19 protein-coding genes are annotated in these 17516 nt (G+C 63.2%); 2 read left to right on the top strand and 17 right to left on the bottom strand.

Annotation, left to right across the window (positions count from 1 at the left end; all coding sequences use genetic code 11):
- Window positions 1-107: 107 nt before the first annotated feature.
- Window positions 108-1511, bottom strand: a complete 1404-nt coding sequence (locus OQE62_RS07165) for a Do family serine endopeptidase (protein ID WP_377535487.1) — start codon at window positions 1509-1511, stop codon at window positions 108-110.
- Window positions 1512-1748: 237 nt separating this feature from the next.
- Here OQE62_RS07165 and mpaA point away from each other — a divergent pair, with 237 nt between their 5' ends.
- Window positions 1749-2453 carry a murein tripeptide amidase MpaA gene (mpaA, locus tag OQE62_RS07160; protein WP_265721327.1) on the top strand — a complete coding sequence of 235 codons (705 nt, stop codon included), beginning with the start codon at window positions 1749-1751 and terminating at the stop codon, window positions 2451-2453.
- Between the two features lie 31 nt (window positions 2454-2484).
- On the opposite strand, the gene OQE62_RS07155 is transcribed toward mpaA, so the two are convergent.
- The 15 genes from OQE62_RS07155 to rpoE form a co-directional block, all read right to left on the bottom strand.
- A complete protein-coding gene (locus OQE62_RS07155) occupies window positions 2485-3546 on the bottom strand; it encodes a sulfite exporter TauE/SafE family protein (protein WP_265721326.1) in 1062 nt (353 codons plus the stop codon).
- A gap of 26 nt (window positions 3547-3572) precedes the next feature.
- Entirely contained in the window at window positions 3573-4175 is a 603-nt protein-coding gene (locus OQE62_RS07150; RefSeq protein ID WP_265721325.1) for a chorismate--pyruvate lyase family protein, read from the bottom strand.
- A gap of 65 nt (window positions 4176-4240) precedes the next feature.
- On the bottom strand, window positions 4241-5815 hold the full coding sequence (locus OQE62_RS07145; protein ID WP_265721324.1) for an NAD(P)-binding domain-containing protein: 1575 nt from the start codon (window positions 5813-5815) through the stop codon (window positions 4241-4243).
- Between the two features lie 57 nt (window positions 5816-5872).
- Window positions 5873-6853, bottom strand: coding sequence for a methyltransferase (locus OQE62_RS07140; protein WP_265721323.1), 981 nt, complete (start codon window positions 6851-6853; stop codon window positions 5873-5875).
- Between the two features lie 111 nt (window positions 6854-6964).
- A complete protein-coding gene (locus tag OQE62_RS07135; RefSeq protein ID WP_265721322.1) occupies window positions 6965-7750 on the bottom strand; it encodes a CerR family C-terminal domain-containing protein in 786 nt (261 codons plus the stop codon).
- Window positions 7747-8001 (bottom strand): hypothetical protein, encoded by a 255-nt coding sequence (locus tag OQE62_RS07130; protein ID WP_265721321.1) that lies wholly within the window; start codon window positions 7999-8001, stop codon window positions 7747-7749. Before OQE62_RS07130 ends, OQE62_RS07135 begins: the two co-directional genes overlap by 4 nt.
- Before the next feature lie 11 nt (window positions 8002-8012).
- On the bottom strand, window positions 8013-8744 hold the full coding sequence (locus OQE62_RS07125; RefSeq protein ID WP_377558788.1) for an efflux RND transporter permease subunit: 732 nt from the start codon (window positions 8742-8744) through the stop codon (window positions 8013-8015).
- Complete coding sequence (locus OQE62_RS07120) at window positions 8741-9169, bottom strand: hypothetical protein (RefSeq protein ID WP_265721319.1); 429 nt, start codon at window positions 9167-9169, stop codon at window positions 8741-8743. The genes OQE62_RS07125 and OQE62_RS07120 overlap by 4 nt, the downstream gene beginning before the upstream one ends.
- 126 nt (window positions 9170-9295) lie before the next feature.
- Entirely contained in the window at window positions 9296-10198 is a 903-nt protein-coding gene (locus OQE62_RS07115; protein WP_265721318.1) for an efflux RND transporter permease subunit, read from the bottom strand.
- 31 nt (window positions 10199-10229) lie between these two features.
- Window positions 10230-10478, bottom strand: a complete 249-nt coding sequence (locus OQE62_RS07110; RefSeq protein ID WP_265721317.1) for an HlyD family efflux transporter periplasmic adaptor subunit — start codon at window positions 10476-10478, stop codon at window positions 10230-10232.
- A gap of 38 nt (window positions 10479-10516) precedes the next feature.
- A complete protein-coding gene (gene ycjG / locus OQE62_RS07105) occupies window positions 10517-11464 on the bottom strand; it encodes an L-Ala-D/L-Glu epimerase (RefSeq protein ID WP_265721316.1) in 948 nt (315 codons plus the stop codon).
- A gap of 101 nt (window positions 11465-11565) precedes the next feature.
- Window positions 11566-12042, bottom strand: coding sequence for a SoxR reducing system RseC family protein (locus tag OQE62_RS07100; RefSeq protein ID WP_265721315.1), 477 nt, complete (start codon window positions 12040-12042; stop codon window positions 11566-11568).
- A gap of 14 nt (window positions 12043-12056) precedes the next feature.
- A complete protein-coding gene (locus OQE62_RS07095) occupies window positions 12057-13115 on the bottom strand; it encodes a MucB/RseB C-terminal domain-containing protein (RefSeq protein ID WP_265721314.1) in 1059 nt (352 codons plus the stop codon).
- Window position 13116: 1 nt separating this feature from the next.
- Window positions 13117-13806 (bottom strand): sigma-E factor negative regulatory protein, encoded by a 690-nt coding sequence (locus tag OQE62_RS07090; RefSeq protein ID WP_265721313.1) that lies wholly within the window; start codon window positions 13804-13806, stop codon window positions 13117-13119.
- A gap of 156 nt (window positions 13807-13962) precedes the next feature.
- Window positions 13963-14577: an RNA polymerase sigma factor RpoE gene (gene rpoE, locus OQE62_RS07085; protein WP_265721312.1), complete on the bottom strand. Its 615-nt coding sequence runs from the start codon at window positions 14575-14577 to the stop codon at window positions 13963-13965.
- 175 nt (window positions 14578-14752) lie between these two features.
- Between rpoE and nadB the strand changes: the two genes are divergently transcribed.
- Complete coding sequence (nadB, locus tag OQE62_RS07080) at window positions 14753-16384, top strand: L-aspartate oxidase (protein WP_265721311.1); 1632 nt, start codon at window positions 14753-14755, stop codon at window positions 16382-16384.
- A 183-nt stretch (window positions 16385-16567) separates the two neighbouring features.
- Here nadB and OQE62_RS07075 read toward each other — a convergent pair whose 3' ends face one another.
- Window positions 16568-17494 carry a class I SAM-dependent methyltransferase gene (locus tag OQE62_RS07075; protein ID WP_265721310.1) on the bottom strand — a complete coding sequence of 309 codons (927 nt, stop codon included), beginning with the start codon at window positions 17492-17494 and terminating at the stop codon, window positions 16568-16570.
- Between the last annotated feature and the right edge of the window lie 22 nt (window positions 17495-17516).

Below are 17516 nucleotides of genomic sequence, written 5' to 3'. Positions count from 1 at the left end.
TCAGAAAATCTTTCGCTCGCGACTGAGCCTCACCAAGCGAGTGAAAATTCCGAAAAGTTCCCGATCAGCCACGGCCCTGTTTCCCCGCGCCCCACGGTTCCGGCGGTCTACTCATCAATCTGTATGGTACGGAAAGTGGGCTGGCCGGCGCGGAAGAAGCGGATCGGCAGCAGTTCGCCGCCCGGCAGCTCGTCGACCACCCGGTCGTAATCTTTCATGTTCTCGACCTCGTCGAAGCCCAGCTGGGCGATGATATCGCCGCTGCGCAGGCCGGCCTGGGCTCCCGGCTTGCCGGGCACCACCTGCTTGACCAGCACGCCGGTATCCACGCCCCAGCGCTGCCTGAGGCCATCGGGGATCTCGCCCACCACAAGGCCCAGGCGCCCCCCCACATCATCAGTGGAGGGGCCGTTATCACTGGCCACCTGCTGGTCCTCATCGCCGCCGGGCAATGTACCCACGGTGACCTGTACCTTCTTGCGCTCGCCCTTGCGCATCAGGTCGACGGTAACGGTACTACCCGGGCGGGTGCGGCCGACCATGTGCGGCAGATCGCCCTGTTCGAGAATCTTGTGGCCGTCAAAGCGGGTGATGATATCTCCGGCCAGGATACCGGCTTCCGCCGCAGGCGCCCCGGCTTCCACCTGCGCCACCAGCGCACCGTGGGGTTTGCCCAGGCCCATGGCCCGCGCCAGGTTCAGGTCCACGTCCTGAATGCCCACGCCCAGCCAGCCGCGGTCCACCTGGCCCTTTTCCTTCAACTGGGCCACTACGTCCCGCGCCAGGGAGGCCGGGACGGCGAACGACAGACCGATGGAGCCGCCGCTGCGTGTGAAGATCTGCGAATTGATCCCCACCACTTCGCCATCCAGGTTGAACAGCGGGCCGCCGGAGTTGCCCGGGTTGATGGCCACATCCGTCTGGATAAACGGCACATAGTTCTCGCGGCTTTCATTGGGAATGCTGCGGCCCATGGCGCTGACAATGCCGGCACTGGCGGAGTAGTCGAGGCCGAACGGCGAGCCGATGGCCACCACCCACTCGCCCACCTTGAGGTCGTCGGAATCACCCCATTTCAGCGACGGCAGGCCCTCGGCGTCAATCTTCAGCAGCGCCAGGTCGGAACTGCTGTCGGAACCGATCACCTTTGCCTTGAACTCGCGGCGATCGGTCAGGGTGACGGTGACCTCATCGGCCCCGTCCACCACGTGGTTGTTGGTTACCACATAGCCATCGCCGGAGACGATGAAGCCGGACCCCATACTGGTTACCGGACGCTGCTCGCGGCGACGCGGCTCCAACAGGTGCCGGAAGATATCCGGGATCTCCTGCCGGTACTGGGGCGGGACACCACCGCGGGAGGCCTGGCGGCGATCCATGGTGTTGATCTTCACCACCGCGGGGGAGTTCTGCTCGATCAGCTCGGTCACCTCCGGCAATCCTCTTGCGCAGGCAGATGCCGATATCAAAAGGCAGAGAGTCAACAAAAACTGTGTACAGCGTGTAACCATCGGTTTGTTACCCTTATTTATCCCTTCTAATATGCATTGAAGTATTCGTGACTGAAGCGGGTCTCACAGCGCGACCCGGGCTCCTCTAAACAGTTAGTGACAATCCGGCCACGAAAGTTCTCCCATCCAGTGTAAAACAATGTTAAGTGTCTTCCGGAACCCGTGTCCAACAGGTCACAGGCCTTTCCGGGACACTGCCGAGCAAAACGACGGACATGAACAGTCCGGGAGGACGAGATGACGACACTGCGCCCGCGCACCAAACGCGGTCATTTTTGCCACCCGCAACTGCAGTACGGCAAATCGGAACTGGGGGCCCCCCTGCTCTACTTCCCCGCCCAGTGCGGCGACAGACACGGCCTGGTCATGGCCGGAACCCACGGCGACGAGGTGGCCGCGGTGGTGGCCCTGTCCTGCGCCCTGCGCACCCTGCCGGCGGAATGGCTGCGCCATCATGTCATTCTGGCGGTGAATCCCGACGGCTGCCAGTTGGGACTGCGCGCCAACGCCCGCGGGGTCGATCTGAACCGCAATTTCGCCACCGGCAACTGGCAGCCGGACGGCAGCGTCTACCGCTGGAACAGCGCTGCCGAAGAGCGCGACGTGCGCCTGGGCACCGGCAGCGAGGCCGGTTCGGAGGCGGAGACACGGGCCCTGAGCCAGTTGGTCGGGGAGTTGCGGCCCAGCTGGATAGTCACCATGCACGACCCCCTGGCCTGTGTGGAGGACCCGGACAACAGCGAGCTGGGCAAATGGCTGGCGCGGCGCATGGGCCTGCCGCTGGTGACCGATGTGGGCTACGCCACGCCGGGCTCCTTCGGTACCTGGTGCACGGAGCGCAAGCTGCCCTGCATCACCCTGGAACTCCCGCCGGTGTCCGCCGATGTGGCGAGCGAGGAGTATCTGGAGACGTTCATCCAGTTACTCGGCGACCCGGCTTAGCGGCTGTTGGATGGCAGCCGGGACGCTGAGCTCAGCCGGCGAGCGGCAGGGAATCGCTCTTCGCCCCGGCGGAAGATTGCGGCCCGGCGGGCAGCGGTTGAACTGCCGAACTCACCCGGCGCCTGCCCAGCCTGCGCAGGTACTCGAAGGCCAGCAGGCAAAGCCCCACCGCGGCGGCGGCCGCCAGCAGGCCCGGAACCCCCAGGGCACTGCGCTCGGCGAAACAGGTCCAGACCAGTTGGCCCACACAGAGTAGCGCCACCACCAGCAACGTCAGCCTGCGGTCCACCAGGGCCACGATAAATACGCCGAAGGGGGCACCGAGTATCACCACCGGGGCCGCTGCCAGCCAGTTGCCGAATACTTCCGGGTGCCAGTCGCCACTGATGCTCTTCACCGCCACACCCAGCACCGAGTTGAAGGCCATGATCACCACCGAGGTGGGAATGGCGACCTTCAGATCCACGCGGCAGAGCAGCACCAGAGCGGCGTAGACCACCATATCGATCCCCACACCGGTAACCGCCACCGTCGACCCCCCCGCCAGCACCCCGAGGGCGAGACCAATACGAAAATCGCGGCCCGGCCGCAGATCGCCACTGCCTGTGTGACCGGTAATTTCCCGCAGGCGGTACAGGTGCAGCAGGCCGAAGCTGCCCCAGATCACGGCAAAGGCCAGCTTTATCCACAGCTCCGGCACCAGCGGTGCGACAAACTGAATCCCCAGCGGAGTGCCCAGCAGGGAACCCAACATGGCGCCTTTCAACATGGCGCCGGCCAGGGGCCGGCGCCTGGCGAGCAGGAAAAAACTGGCGCTCACCATGCCGATAGCCTGCACCGCAAAGCTGAAATCCCTCCCCAGGCTCGCCGGGGTATCGAACAGCAATACCAGCACCGGAAAGCCGACGGTCCCCCCGCCCATGGGGGTGGACCCCGCGGCGTAGCTGCCCAACGCCATGGCCAGCGCCATCGACCAATTTTCCTCCACCATCTGCCAGTTGCCCAGCCCGAATACCAGGAACGCCCAGACCGCGTAGAAGGCCGCCAGCCAGCCCAACCACAGATAAATCCCCTTTGCCGATTGGCGGTACATTTCCAATTCTCCAGTTAGGTATCGTCTCAGCGGATCATCGACAACTCACCGCCCGCAATCAATTCCGGTGAAAAACCGGAATCCAAAAACCATTCCCGCGGAAACTTTTCCGTTATTTTCATAATCGGCTTCTTCTGTGAAAAAACCCGATAGACACGATATAGAAATACCTCACCCTCACCCACGGGGAAGTACCCCGCCGCGTCGCCGGCCTGGGTCTCACCCCACTCCACAAGGCTCTTGTAGGTCTCGATCTGGAACAGATCCCAGACTTTCCCGATAGGCGCTTTGCTACTGAGGAGGGTTTCAGAGAACTTTCTGCCCAGGTGATCCGGGGCGATCAGGGAATCCGCATGGAGGCAGTTGATACCGGACACCCTCCCCTTCAGCGTTACCGTACGCCGCCACAGCCTCTGGCCCTCGCAGACATCCAGGTCCGGAAAATCGGTGGATGTCCTGCTCACCTCTTCCCGAATCTTGTTTACGTACAGCTCCTCCCCCAGAATCGCCTCCAGAAGGCTGGTCATGGTGCCGTCGGACCCCAACAGGATACGCTGAAACACACTCAGGTCCCGCCTGCCACCGGTACAGCTGCCAGTTCGAAAGGTGTGATCAGACAGTTTTATCATGGCAAACTCACTGCAACAGGCAAACGATAAAAGTAGCTCCGACCGAATTCCGCCAATTTAAACCCTTAGCTCGATGCAAAGGATCTGATGCCGGGGACGGCCCTCAATCTGAAACGGGGAATTCGGGGCATTACCCTGCAGAGGAGTGCGCCGATCTCCAGATAGGAAATAAGCCGCCAGGAACTGAGATTGGGAAACGCCAGCAAAAACTGCCGGGATTCATGCGGCATGCTGTGGGGGCCGGTGAGACGATACTGGGCAGCGAACTGCGGGCCGTGCAGAAGCTTTATTCTCAGCCTGGGATTTTCCCAGAGTGCGGGAATTTTCGGCATGCAGCCGACAAGCTCGGCCAGGGAATCCATATAGTGACAATAGTTGACCAGAGAGGGGACGTTCGGGGTGAGCTTGTATTCATTGCGCCAGTGCTCGGCATCCTGCCGGATGGTCCGTTTCTGCTCCGCTATGGGTGGCAATCCGGTTGCGCCGCTGTACAGTTGGGCCAGGTAGCGGGACTGCATTTCCGCGATCGCCGGAATCCCACCCTGCTGGGGGCGCACGAAACCGACAAATGCGAGGGACCTTCCGATTTCGGGGATAAACATCTGCTTGAAAAGGTCCCTCATATCCGGAATCTTCCGGTCCAGGAAGGGGAACTCCAGTTTGTACCCACTGCAGAACACCACCGCATCGATTTCCTCCCGATTGCCGTCCTTGAAGACCACACTGTTCTCTTCGAAGCGCTGAATACCACCGATGTTTGGAGTCACCTTGCCATCGGCAATCGGCTTGAACAGCCGTTCATTCTTGGTAACCGCCTGGTGAAAAGTGGGCCCGGATTCTATCAGCCACTGCCCGCGAATCCGTACATCCGGATTGCGACTTTTGAGATAGCGTTTGAAAATGCCACTGGCAATACCGCCGTGGAATCTGTGCGGGAGCCGGTTCACAATTCTCGAAGTCAACCAGGAGGTGTCTATCGTGAAATAGGTATCCTCCTGGAACGGGATATATCTCGGTGCTACGGCGTGGTATCGGCGCACTGACAGGAGACATTTTTCCGCAACACTGGATATTTCCGCGGTAATATCCGCGGAACTTTCTCCCATGCCGACACAAAGTACCCGCTTGCCCCGGTAAAATTCTTGCTCGCGATAGTCTTTCGAGTGGACAACAGTCCCTTTGAAAATTTCCAACCCCTCAACTTCCGGGATATTGGGGCTCTGGAAATGACCGGAGCAAACGACCACCGAATCAAACTCGAGCCTCTCCATCCCACCGGCGCGGGACACCTCAATCTCCCAGGAACCGCCGCCTGGAGTCTGTCGAACCGATTGCACTTCGGTGTTGTACTGTATCTTCGCGCCGATATCGAACTTTTCAACATAGGCCTTCAAGTAGTCCCGATATTCCGATTTCGACCAGAATTTCAACCGCTCTGTGTGTGGAACATCGTCGGAGTAGGCCATAAAATAGTTGGATATGGTGAGATGCAGATCGTCGTAAATCTCATTCCGGGCAAACACACCGCCGAGATTGTCCAGGCGTTCAAAACAGACAACCTCGTGCCCCTCATCCGTCAACTGTTTGATTGCCGCGATCCCGGACAGTCCGGCCCCTATGACAGCTACACGCTTTTTCATGTGTCCCTCCTTTGAAATCACTAATCTCAGACCGCTGTTGTCGATGGGTCTCAGGCATCAAGCGACTGCCGCTTCGACAATGGAGTACTGGGACTCGGTGGGCGTCACCCGTTCCAGATAGAAGCCGGTTGACTCGAGCAGCTTCCCGTACTCAGCCCCGGTGCGTTCGCGCCCGCCGGTCACGGCCAGCATCATGATGTCCAGGGTCTTTCCGAAATGTGGCCCGGGCGACCCGGATACCAGCGTTTCAATCACAAAGACCCGCCCGTGAGGCGGTATCGATCGGTGTATTCCGCTGAGGATATCGGCCGCCCTGTCGTCGGCCCAACCGTGCAGAATGTCCATAAGAATGTACGCATCGGCAACCGGCAAGGGGTCCCGAAAAAAATCCCCCCCCACAAGCTGTATCTGCCGGGGATCGATTCCGGCGGCATCGTCGATCACCTGGGGAAGATCGAAAAGGATGCCGGTTGCCGCGGTCCGCTCGAGAATCGCCTGGAGAAGATGTCCCCGCCCCCCGCCGATATCCGCGATCCTGTCAAAGGCACCGAAATCATATGTTTCGACCACGGCGGCAACGGCATCGGCGGACTTGCTTGTCATCGCCTGGTTGAACAGGCTGGATTCGGCGGGATGATCGGCCAGGTAGGAAATCATTTGCGCCTGGTTCAGCGCCGGCATGCCGGTTCTGGCAGCATGTTCCAGATCGGTAACCCCCCGCCAGATGGCGGGCATCCCGATCATTCGGGCAAAGGGCCTCAGCGACCGCGAGTGATCACTGCGCAACAGTACCGACATGGGAGTATGCATATAGCCATCCCCCTCGCGGACGAATACCCCGTTGGCGGCCAACAGGCGCAGCATTCTATCCAGGGCATCGGCATTCATGCCGGCAGCATCCGCGAGTGCGGCAGCCGATGCGGGCTCGTCGTCGAGCACATCGGCAACACCGAGTTCGGCGATCATGTGTATACAGCGCGCAACGGTGTGGGCACAGATAAGATTGCAGAGCGCCTGAAATTCCGATGACTGGTTCATTGTCGAACTCCATCCTGTAAGACCGGAAACCCCGGAGCTACCCTCTCACTTTCTCCGGCCGGGATGAAGCGACTTCCACTATTGGCGCATTATTCTCTTTAAAACTGCTTTCTATCGAGCAACTCTGTCTGGCGCTTCAACCGGCCTTGTCACCCAGGACGGGACGGGCCCCTGCCGATGCGGTTTTTGGCAAGCCCGCCGATGGAGCTGCTCACCTACCCGTGGGACCCGCCCCCCCGTAGAGGCTCCCTCCCGGTAGAGCGCTAGATGGGCGAGGACCACGTCTTCCGCCGCGGCGATTGTCTCTGCACTGTAACCGCCCTCCTCCCCCAGTCGCCGCACCAGGGAGCTGCGGCCGACGAGAAAAAACACTACCTGGCCGATCAGGCTGTGGGCCTCCACCGCCACTCTGCGGTCTTCCGGCGCCAGGTGCAGGAGGACTGAGAGCATGCGGCCCAGATTGCCGTAGACGACGCTGAACACCTTGTCGTACAGGATGTCGAACGCCTCGGCGGGGTTTTCCTGTTCCCGCAGCACCAGCATCAGCCAACTTGCGGACTCGTCGTCGGCGACAAAGGTCCGCACCATGTCCCGGACCAGGGAGCGCAGCATCCGGTAAGCGTCATCGGGCGTGGCGCCGGCCAGCTGGTCCCCGTCCAGCTCCCGCGCCCCGAGATTGAAATGTTCCCGCATGCGCTCGGCAATATGGTCGACGATCGCCAGATAGAGTTTTTTCTTGTTGCCGAAATAGTAGGCAATCGAGCCGATATTGGACCCGGCTTCGCCGGCGATCATCCGCGTTGTGGTGCCCTTGAAACCGTATTCCCCAAACAGCTTCATACCGGCCGCGATCAGTTTTCCCGCCGTTTCATCCGCCGGGTATTCCCGTTTGTTCATGGACTTTCCCACCCTTTCTGCCCGGCATCACCATGGACAGCCGCTCCGTATGGTACAGAGCTCCGCGACTGGCCGACAAAATAACTGTACAGCACCGGCACCACCCCCAGGCTCATCACGGTGCCCACCGCCAGGCCAAATGCCATGGCGCTGGCCATGCCGTAAAACAGGGGGTCCGCGTCTATGATCAACGGCAGGAATCCCAGGATGGTGGTCATTGTGGACATCACGATCGGGCGCAGACGGCGCACCGACGCCCGCACTATCGCCTCGGTCGGCGCCGGTCGATCAGGACGATAGCGTTGTTGATGATGATTCCGGCGAGACTGTAGATCCCGAGCAGTACCATAAAACCGACATCGGCCCGCATGGTGACCAGGCCCAGGGCCACACCGACAATCACCAGAGGGATGGTGGCCAGTATCACAAACAGTCGCGGGAAAGAATTGAACTGCCCCACCAGAAGAATGAACACCAGGCCCAGGCAAAGCGGAAGATTGGCCTGCAGGGCGGCCTTGCCCTCCGCGGACTCGACCACGACACCGTCGAACTCTATCCAGTGACCCGGCGGCAGGGCCTCCTCCAGTTCCTTCAGCTGCGCTTTCACTCTGAGCAGCATATCCTCGGCGGTCATAAAGCGGTTGCGCCCCTGAACCGTAATACTCCGCACCAGGTTTTCCCGGTCCACCTTGTAGTAGCCGCTGCCCAGGGTCACCCTGGCGATCTGGCTGAGGGAAACCACCCCGGCGGACGCGTCCCCGGAATAGACCGAGAGCGACTGCAGCCGCCGCAGGCTGGCGCGCTCATCACCGGCGCAGCGCAGGACGATGGGAATAATGCGGTCCCCCTCCCGATAGTCACTAAGCGGGCAACCCGTGATGACGCCCTTCAGGGAGCGGTCGATATCTCCGGAAGAAATACCCACGGTGCGGGCCTGGGCCTGGTCCACTTCAATCTCCAGCGACGGGATCCGCGAGCCCCAACTGTGGCTTATATATCCAGCACTCTCGGCACACCGGGGAGAACGGCCTCTATCTTCGCGGCGGTGGAATAGAGCACTTCGCGGTCCGGGCCCTTGGCCTGTGCTTCCTGCAGCGTGCTGTCCGAGGGGCCCAGGAATATCCGGGCCACCTGCGCGGACACTTCCGGGAACTCCGCCGCGAGGATGGACCTGGGCCCCTGTATGACCTCGTCGACACGTCCGCGCTCGCGAACATCGAGCACCATGAACCCCTTGCTGAGTGCCGGATCCATCGGTGTCAGCCAGAGCACAAATCGCGGCCCGCCAAATCCGGCGTAAGCGGTGATACCGCCGATCTCCGGGGCCAAATCGGGATCATCGCGCAATCGCACACTGATAGCCTGAATTTTTTTGTCCGCTTCCGCCGCCGCAATATCGGAGGGCAGGTCGATGTACATCAGTACCTGGCTGCGATCGGAATCAGAAAAGAATTTTTCGGAACGACCTTCATCAGCACCACACCGCAGACCAGCATCAAAACCAGGAAGACCACACGACGTCGCATGACCCGGCGAAACAGCCGTTCATAGCCCCGCGCCATGAAGCGAAACAGGCGGTCGGACAGATTGCTGTCGCCGCCGGCAACGTTCAGGAAACGGTGACAGAGCGCCCGGCCATAGTCCAAGCACGCTGCAGTCATCCTGCATGGATACCGCGGATACAATTGCCCAGCGGCCGTTGAAATAGGCGGTCTGCACCATCGGTTCCCGGTATCCGCGCTTGATCTGCCCCGGGTCACTCAGCCGCAGGGTGCCGCCATCGCCGGGAAGCCGGATCTCCGCCCGCCTCAGCTCGTCGAGGCTGCGGTATTCACCCGACACCTGCAGCGCCAGGAGCTGCTCCGCAGTCTCCAGCACACCGGCGGGCGGCATATATTGCACTCCCGCAACTGAGCGGCCAATTCGGCGGGGGAGAGCCCCAGCTCGGCCAAACGGGCCTGCGGCAGGTCGACGTGGATACGCTGCGGCTGCACGCGCCGGGTGCCCTCGACGGCGTAGAGTCGCGCGGATATGTTCCGCCATCTGCAAACGCTCGACCTGGGAAAAATCGTCGGCGGTGAGTGCGGCAGTCACTACCGACAAATCCCCGAAATCGTCGTTCAGTACCGGCGTTCCGGTTCCCTCCGGCAACTCCGACTGCGCGGCGTCGATCTGCTCGCGTACCTCGTCCCAAATCTGGTCCAGATCGAAATAGCGGTCCCGTATTTCCACGTGGATCAGGGAGCGCCCGCGCATCGAGGTGGAGCGGATATTTTCCACTTCCCCCAGTGCCCGCACATGCTCTTCAAGCGGTTTGGTGATCTTTTCCTCCACCTCTTCCGCCGGCAGGCCGAGGAAAGCGGTGCTGATCACCGCTTCGCGGATGGTGATTTCCGAGTCTTCAAAAACCAGCCGGCGATAGCGGTAGGCCAGTTGGGCAAGATTCATTGCACCACCTCAGTTGTATCGCTCCGGGCCCCTACGCCGGATGCGGGGGGATATCCGCCGCATCCAGAGCCGGCAGTGCAATGGAGTGGCGCCGCTCCAAATCCAGTTGATCGATCAGGTTTTCCGGCACGCTCGTCACTATCTCGAAGCCGCGGCGCTCGGAAATGATCTCCAGCACCACCTGGTTGGCGCTGACTCGCTCCGAGGGCTCTCGGCAACGCCGGCTGACCGACCCCGCAAAAGGCGCCTCCAGGGCGGTCCGCTGCCGGTCGCGCTCCACCAGCTGCCGGGCGGCCTGGTAGCGGGAGCGGGCCGGAATTACTCCCAGTAAACCCGGCCCGCGACAAAGCGCAGCGGCGGCTCTGCGTCCCGGGCCAGCCAAGTGGGGCCGTCCAGATCGAGAAAGCGCACCTTCTTCCCCAGGGGCCAGGCGGCGCGTATCGCCCGGGAGGTACAGAGCATACAGCCCAGCATCAGTTCAAACCCCTGCTCGCGCCCGGCCTCCGCCAGGGCCAGTGCCTCAGTGATGCCGCCGGTCTTGTCCAGCTTGATATTGAGCATGTCGTAGCGGCCCCGCAGGCGCGGCAGGTCGGCGCGCGTATGGCAGCTCTCGTCGGCGCAGATCGGCAGGGGGTGGGGGAAACTTTCGAGAATCCGGTCGCCGCCGGCAGGCAGGGGTTGTTCAAGCATCGCCACGCCCCGCTCCCGCAGAAAGCGGCAGCGCGCCTCCAGGGTCTCCGCCGGCCAGGCCTCGTTGGCATCGATCACCAGCTCCGCCTGCGGTGCAGCGCCGCGGACCGCGGCCACCCTCTCGCGCACCAGCCGGTCGTCCAGTTTCAGCTTGAGCACCGCGACCCCCCGGGCCGCCGCCTCGGCGGCGGCCGTAGCCATCGCGTCCGGGGTGTCGATCACCAGGGTCTGGACCGTGGGCAGCGATTCGGGACCGCTGAAGGCGGCCCCGCTGCGTCGCGCCTCCCAGTCTGCCAGCGCGCAGTCGAGTGCGTTGCGGGCGGCACCGGCGGGCATCCATTGCTGCAGTTGCGCCCGGGTCAATCCCCGGGACACCGACTCCAGTGCCGGCTCCAGTTGCGCGATGACCGAATCCACGCTCTCGCCATAGCGGGCGTAGGGCGTGGATTCACCGGTTCCGGTGACCCCCTGCCCCGTCACCTCGACCACGACCACCACCGCCTCGCTGCGGGCACCGCGGGATATCACAAAGGCGGTCCGCAGGGGCCAGCTTTCCGCATGGCAGCGAGCCTGCATGGGAACTCTCCAAAACCGACGGGAGATCATAGTGTAGATTGGGATGGGCGCGGCAAAACCCGACAAGCAGTCCGGGCGATCAGCTGGATTTCGCGGCCAACCTACAACGCCCTGTAAAGATTGGAGTCCGGGAGGTCTGGAGAGCGCTCGACACGCAGCAGCATCGGCGCGTAGGCCGGATCGGCCGCGTGGCGACGACTGTGCCGGCGGACGAGTGCAGCCCCGCACAACAGGCCGATGGCGCCGCCGGCGATGGCCCCGGCTTCACCGGCAACGGCGTCACCGGCCAGCGCCGCCAGCACCAGCGCGAACAGCGGCAAGAGGTAGATCAGGAGGGCACTGCTGGCGAGGGTGTTTTCACCGATACCGATCACCGCTGTATCGTTGAGGGAAATATCTTCGGAATCCCAGCTGTTCAGCGCCACGCGAATACGCGACGCACTGGAAAAATAGTCGCCCAGCAGTCCGGTACCGCAGCCGGACCTGGCGGAGCAACCATGGCAACCGCTGCGCTGAACGGTTTCGACCCAGATGGCACCGGATTCGATGGCCACGACCCGGCCGCGCTCTTCCAGCATAATTCCGGGATTCCTCAGCCGCTGGTGGTGACGGAACCGGCCACACGCCGCGCGGTGGTATCCGGTATCTCACCCACCACCGTGACCGTGTAGTCGACGCCGTCCACCTGGATGCGGTCCATATAGGCCACGGTGGCGCCGCGAATGGCCTGGCCCTTGAAATCCAGCTCCGGACCCAGCCGCTGTACAAATACCGTAAAGACACTGAGCCCGTCGCTGTACACCAGCATATCGCCATCGGCCAATGGCTTTACCGATACGGGTTCGAAGCCCTCCGGCAACCACTCCGGCTGCCAGCGGCTCTGGGCCAGCGAACAGGCACCGCTGTTGTCGATCCGGCGCGCGTCGGCAGAGGCGGGCTCCAGTTCCTCCGCCTCGATCGGCGACAGATCGAGCTGCACGAACTGGTAGCGCTCGAGCACGCGACCCTTGGCACTCACCAGCATCGACTTCATCGGCAGGCCCGTCTCGCGATCCAGGCTCACCACCATTCCCAGGCGGTCGCGATCCCGCGGGCGCGCCTCGATCACTACCGTATCCCGGTCGGCGATACGTTCGGTACCGCGCAGGATAAAATGATAGGTGCGCTGTACATCGGCGCTGTCCGCGCCCCGCCAGAGTTCGGTGCGCGCCAGCGGGTTGGCACTGCGCTTGCAGTTGTTACTGTTGCTGCCGTGGCTGATCAGCTCGCGCGGCTCGCCACTCAGGTAGCGCACCCGCTCGACCTGCTGCCCCTCGCGCACCGCGTGCACTACCTCGAGGGTCTCCAGCACACCGGCGTGTTCAAAAGTCACCAGGCCACTGTACTCCAGCCCGGTCACCGCCTCGCCCAGCTTGACCAGCCACTGCTCCACATCGGGGCGGGTGCCGGTGGGTACCGGGGTTGTGGCAGCCGGGGTTTCCCCGGCATCTGCAGCCGCGGCGCTGTCGGCGGCGGAAGCACTATCGATCTCCACCGGCTCGGGGGCCGATTGCGCCTCCGCCAGGGGCGACATCACAAACAGAACCAGCAGCGCACCGTTGGCCCTGCGAATCCACCGCGGCGAAGTCTGGTGTACAGCTGGTTTCCGCACGCTACATCCCCACCTGCTCACCGTAAGTGGCGCGGGCGAAGGGCACCATGCCCTGATTGCCGACGTGGGCAGCCTGCTCGGAATGCTTGATCATCACGCGGTTCAGGTGCCGCATCAGCTCGGGGGTGGGCACCTGCTTTGCGGCCGCCTGGCCGGTCGCACCCGGCTGGCGATCCGGAACCAGGCGCGGCGCGCCGGTACTCACGGAGCGGGTGCTGGGCGCGGGCACGTAGAAACCGGAAGGCTGCGGCGACGACTGCACCGGCTGCTGCACCGGCCGCTCCGTCTCGGCCAGCATCTCGCTGTCGCCGGGCTCGGGCTGGGACAGCTGCTGCACACCGAGAACGGCGGCGAAGGCCACGGTTGCGGCCACGGCACCGCGGGAAAGCGGGCGCCACCAGCGACTGCGGGTCAGTTGCCCGGTGGATTCGACAGCGTCGCCCGGCCGGGACAGGGGTTCCTCCCGCTCGATGGCCGCGGAGATGCCCGCCGCCAGGCCGCTATCCACCGGGGCCACCTGCTCCCGGCGCAGGGCACTGGCCACCAGCTGGTAGCGCGACCAGCGCTGGCCCATCTGGGTAGAGGCCGAACTGGCCTTCAGCAGGCGCTGCAGCTCCAGCTCACTGACCTCGCCGTCCATCAGCGCGGACAGCGACTCGTTCAGTCGATCCTGATGATTCCCGTGAGACATACGGGTAAACCCTCTCTGTGCAATCGTTGTTCAGCGCCCGTTGGCACCGTTTTCGTTCGAGAGCCGCACTCTGCGCTCGGGCGGCTGCTAGTTATGACCCGGTATCCTTCCGTTTGTTTCCCCGCGGGCGAAAATTCTGGCGGATGCCGCCGTTTTTCAGCCCCGGTCGTCCAGCGGCTCGGGCTCGCCCTCCATCACCGCCTGGACGGTGCGATCGATGGCCTCCCGGGCGCGGAAGATCCGCGAGCGCACCGTGCCCACGGGGCAATTCATCACCTCGGCGATCTCTTCGTAGCTGAGCCCCTCCATCTCGCGCAGCGTCACCGCGGCCCGCAGGTCCTCGGGCAGTGCGCGGATAGACTCGTGAACAGCGGCTTCCAGCTGGTCGCGGAAGAGTTGGTTCTCGGGGGTCTCGTTATCCCGCAGCAGATCGGCGCCGGAGTAGAACTCGGCGTCCTCGAGATCCACGTCGGATGACGGCGGGCGGCGGCCCCGGGAGACCAGGTGGTTCTTGGCGGTATTGATGGCGATGCGGTACATCCAGGTGTAGAAGGCGCTGTCGCCGCGGAAATTGGCCAGCGCCCGGTAGGCCTTGATGAAGGCCTCCTGGGTCACGTCCTGCACTTCCGCGTGATCCTTGATAAAGCGGCTCACCACTGCGACTATTTTGTGCTGGTATTTCAGCACCAGCAGGTCAAAGGCGCGCTTGTCCCCTTTCTGAACCCGCTCTACCAGCTGGCGGTCACTCGGTGACGCCTGTTGCCCCGTCATCCCCTACTCCCGTAAGCAGCCGCGCCAAGGCCCCGTTGCGAGCCGGCGGCGTTTTTTCTGTGGTGGTGAAGACACGGGCAGTGAGACATAAGTTCCGGGCCAAATCGACGAGTTTAACCTGAAGTACCAACCTCAGGTTCAAGTTGGCGCTATACTACGCGACCGCTAAAGATAAATGAAATATATGAATGCACAGGTAAGCTCTCAGCCCAACAACTACGACGTACTGGTCATCGGCACCGGCGCCGCGGGCCTGACCCTGGCGCTGCACCTGGCGGCCCGCTACCGGGTGGCCCTGCTGTCCAAGCAGCGGCTGCGGGACGGCTCCACCTGGTTCGCCCAGGGGGGCATCGCCGGGGTTCTGGATGAAATGGACTCGGTGGAGTCGCACATCGCTGACACATTAGACGCGGGCGCCGGCCTCTGCCACCCGGATGCGGTGCGCCTGACGGTGGAAAACAGCACCGCCGCCATCCGCTGGCTGATAGACCAGGGGGTCGACTTCACCCGCGAGGACGGCGACTACCACCTGACCAAGGAGGGCGGCCACAGCCACCGGCGCATCATCCACAGCGCCGACGCCACCGGCCGCGCCGTGCACAGCACCCTGATCGACAGGGTGCGCGCCTCGCAGAATATCGACTGTTTCGAGCACCATATCGCCCTCGACCTGATCCGCCAACCGGATCCGGGCAAGGGCCGCTTCCGCTGCGCCGGGACCTATGTCTACAACAAACAGACCGAGGAAGTGGAGCTGTTCCAGGGCCGCGCCGTGGTGCTGGCCACCGGGGGCGCCAGCAAGGCCTATCTCTACACCAGCAATCCGGACGGCGCCAGCGGCGATGGTATCGCCATGGCCTGGCGGGCCGGCTGCCGGGTATCCAACATGGAGTTCAACCAGTTCCACCCCACCTGCCTCTACCACCCCAGGGCCAAGGCGATGCTGGTCACCGAGGCCCTGCGCGGCGAGGGCGCGCAGCTGAAGCTGCCGGACGGCAGCCGCTTCATGCAGCGCTTCGACCAGCGCGGCGAGCTGGCGCCGCGGGATATCGTCGCCCGCGCCATCGACCACGAGATGAAGCGCCTGGGCGCCGACTGCCTCTACCTGGATATCTCCCACAAGGACGCGGACTTCGTGCGCGAGCACTTTCCCACCGTCTACAGCAACTGCCTGCAGTACGGCATCGACATTACCCGCGAGCCGATCCCGGTGGTGCCGGCCGCCCACTACACCTGCGGCGGCGTGATGGTGGACCAGTTCGGCCGCACCGACCTGGACCAGCTCTACGCCATCGGCGAGACCACCTTCACCGGCCTGCACGGCGCCAACCGCCTGGCCAGCAACTCGCTGCTGGAGTGCCTGGTCTACGCCCGCTCTGCGGCCCTGCATATCGACGGGACCCTCGACGGCGTCCAGCCACCGCGGGAGGCGCCCGCCTGGGATGCCTCGCGGGTGACGGACTCCGACGAAGACGTGGTGATCTCCCACAACTGGGACGAACTGCGCCGCTTCATGTGGGACTATGTGGGCATCGTGCGCACCCGCAAGCGCCTGCTGCGGGCCGAGCACCGGGTAAAACTGCTGCAGCGGGAAATCCGCGAGTTCTACGCCAACTACAAGGTCAGCAGCGACCTGATCGAACTGCGCAACCTGGCGCTGGTGTCCGAACTCATCATCCGCTCCGCCCTGGACCGCCGCGAAAGCCGCGGCCTGCACTACTCACTGGACTACCCCGCCCTGCGGGAACTGGCGATGGATACCATCCTGGTACCGGAAAACTTTGCCGACCAGCGGCAGTTTGTTTGATGGGGCTGGTATGCGTCTCAATGGAACCCAGTGGGCAGATTCGAATCTTGATGCCTCCCGACTGAGCTCCCCTCTCCCACCGGGACAAATCCGTCGGGAACGGATTTGGGCAGCTTTAGCTGGCCGAAGGCCGTGCGCCGGGGATGGTGCACGCCAGTGGGGCCGGGGGAGAGGGGAGCGCTATCAGCGACGAAACTGGACGTGTAGCATCTTCAGGGCCGCGTCCGGATCCCGGTCGGGGAAGTCCGGGCTCTGTGGCAACCGCTCCACCACTCGAAAACGCCTGTCACCGTTCTCAATCAGTTCGCGAAAATACGCCTCACTGTGCCGCGGCGAGTTCATCACCAATAGCAGTTCCGCCTCGTCCGCCAGGCACTCGGGCAGCAACTGCAGCAGCTTTCCGTAGTGCTCGCCGACATCGAAGCGGCCCTTCTGCCGCGTGGGCGGGTCGACTACGGCGAGCTGGAAAGGGCCGCGGCGGTCGAAGCGGTTGAACTCGCGGATCACATCAAACTTGAGAAACTTGATCCCCTTCATGGGCAATCGGTTGAATTCGTGGTTTTCCCGCCCGCGGTTGAGGACACCGCGATTCACATCCACATTGATCACCTCCAGATCGCCGGCGGCGCGGGCGACGGCCGAAAAGGCACAGGTAAACGCGAACAGGTTCAGCAGTTTCAGGTTGCCGGTATCCGCGTGGGCCCGCACCTGCTCTTCCAACCAGCGGCGCCCGGGTTCGATATCCAGGAAGAACCCCACATTCTGGCGCTCGAAGGTGAGCGGGAAATGCAGATCGCCGCGGCGCGCCACCGGCGCGGCCACCGGCCGGCCGACGGGCCAATCCGCCGGCGCGCCCTTGAGATAGCGGCGCTGGGCGGCAACGCCCTGATAACCGAGAGGCGCCACCATTTCCCAGAGCTGCTCGCAGAGCGCGTCCTCGCCCTCGTGTTCCCCGAAAAAAGTCACCAGCAGCGCGGGGTAAAAACGGTCCACGCAAACCTGCTCCAGCCCCTCGCAGGTGCGGCCGCGGCCGTGAAACAGGCGGCGGCTGTCGGCGCTGCCGTCATCGAGTTTTGATTGCACCTGTTCCAGCAGGTTGTTCCAGTTCATTATTGATTTCCAATGTCGCACC

Origin of the sequence: Microbulbifer halophilus (assembly GCF_026183675.1) — a bacterium.
GTDB classification, from domain to species: domain Bacteria; phylum Pseudomonadota; class Gammaproteobacteria; order Pseudomonadales; family Cellvibrionaceae; genus Microbulbifer; species Microbulbifer halophilus.
Note: the sequence above shows the minus strand (reverse complement) of the source record. Positions and strands in the feature narration are given on the sequence as shown.

What these genes read in the sequence shown, in the direction of transcription:
- OQE62_RS07165 (WP_377535487.1), bottom strand. Translation starts at nt 1,511, where the DNA reads ATGGTTACACGCTGTACACAGTTTTTGTTGACTCTCTGCCTTTTGATA.
- mpaA (WP_265721327.1), top strand. Translation starts at nt 1,749, where the DNA reads ATGACGACACTGCGCCCGCGCACCAAACGCGGTCATTTTTGCCACCCG.
- OQE62_RS07155 (WP_265721326.1), bottom strand. Translation starts at nt 3,546, where the DNA reads ATGTACCGCCAATCGGCAAAGGGGATTTATCTGTGGTTGGGCTGGCTG.
- OQE62_RS07150 (WP_265721325.1), bottom strand. Translation starts at nt 4,175, where the DNA reads ATGATAAAACTGTCTGATCACACCTTTCGAACTGGCAGCTGTACCGGT.
- OQE62_RS07145 (WP_265721324.1), bottom strand. Translation starts at nt 5,815, where the DNA reads ATGAAAAAGCGTGTAGCTGTCATAGGGGCCGGACTGTCCGGGATCGCG.
- OQE62_RS07140 (WP_265721323.1), bottom strand. Translation starts at nt 6,853, where the DNA reads ATGAACCAGTCATCGGAATTTCAGGCGCTCTGCAATCTTATCTGTGCC.
- OQE62_RS07135 (WP_265721322.1), bottom strand. Translation starts at nt 7,750, where the DNA reads ATGAACAAACGGGAATACCCGGCGGATGAAACGGCGGGAAAACTGATC.
- OQE62_RS07120 (WP_265721319.1), bottom strand. Translation starts at nt 9,169, where the DNA reads ATGTACATCGACCTGCCCTCCGATATTGCGGCGGCGGAAGCGGACAAA.
- OQE62_RS07115 (WP_265721318.1), bottom strand. Translation starts at nt 10,198, where the DNA reads ATGAATCTTGCCCAACTGGCCTACCGCTATCGCCGGCTGGTTTTTGAA.
- ycjG (WP_265721316.1), bottom strand. Translation starts at nt 11,464, where the DNA reads ATGCAGGCTCGCTGCCATGCGGAAAGCTGGCCCCTGCGGACCGCCTTT.
- OQE62_RS07100 (WP_265721315.1), bottom strand. Translation starts at nt 12,042, where the DNA reads ATGCTGGAAGAGCGCGGCCGGGTCGTGGCCATCGAATCCGGTGCCATC.
- OQE62_RS07090 (WP_265721313.1), bottom strand. Translation starts at nt 13,806, where the DNA reads ATGTCTCACGGGAATCATCAGGATCGACTGAACGAGTCGCTGTCCGCG.
- rpoE (WP_265721312.1), bottom strand. Translation starts at nt 14,577, where the DNA reads ATGACGGGGCAACAGGCGTCACCGAGTGACCGCCAGCTGGTAGAGCGG.
- nadB (WP_265721311.1), top strand. Translation starts at nt 14,753, where the DNA reads ATGAAATATATGAATGCACAGGTAAGCTCTCAGCCCAACAACTACGAC.
- OQE62_RS07075 (WP_265721310.1), bottom strand. Translation starts at nt 17,494, where the DNA reads ATGAACTGGAACAACCTGCTGGAACAGGTGCAATCAAAACTCGATGAC.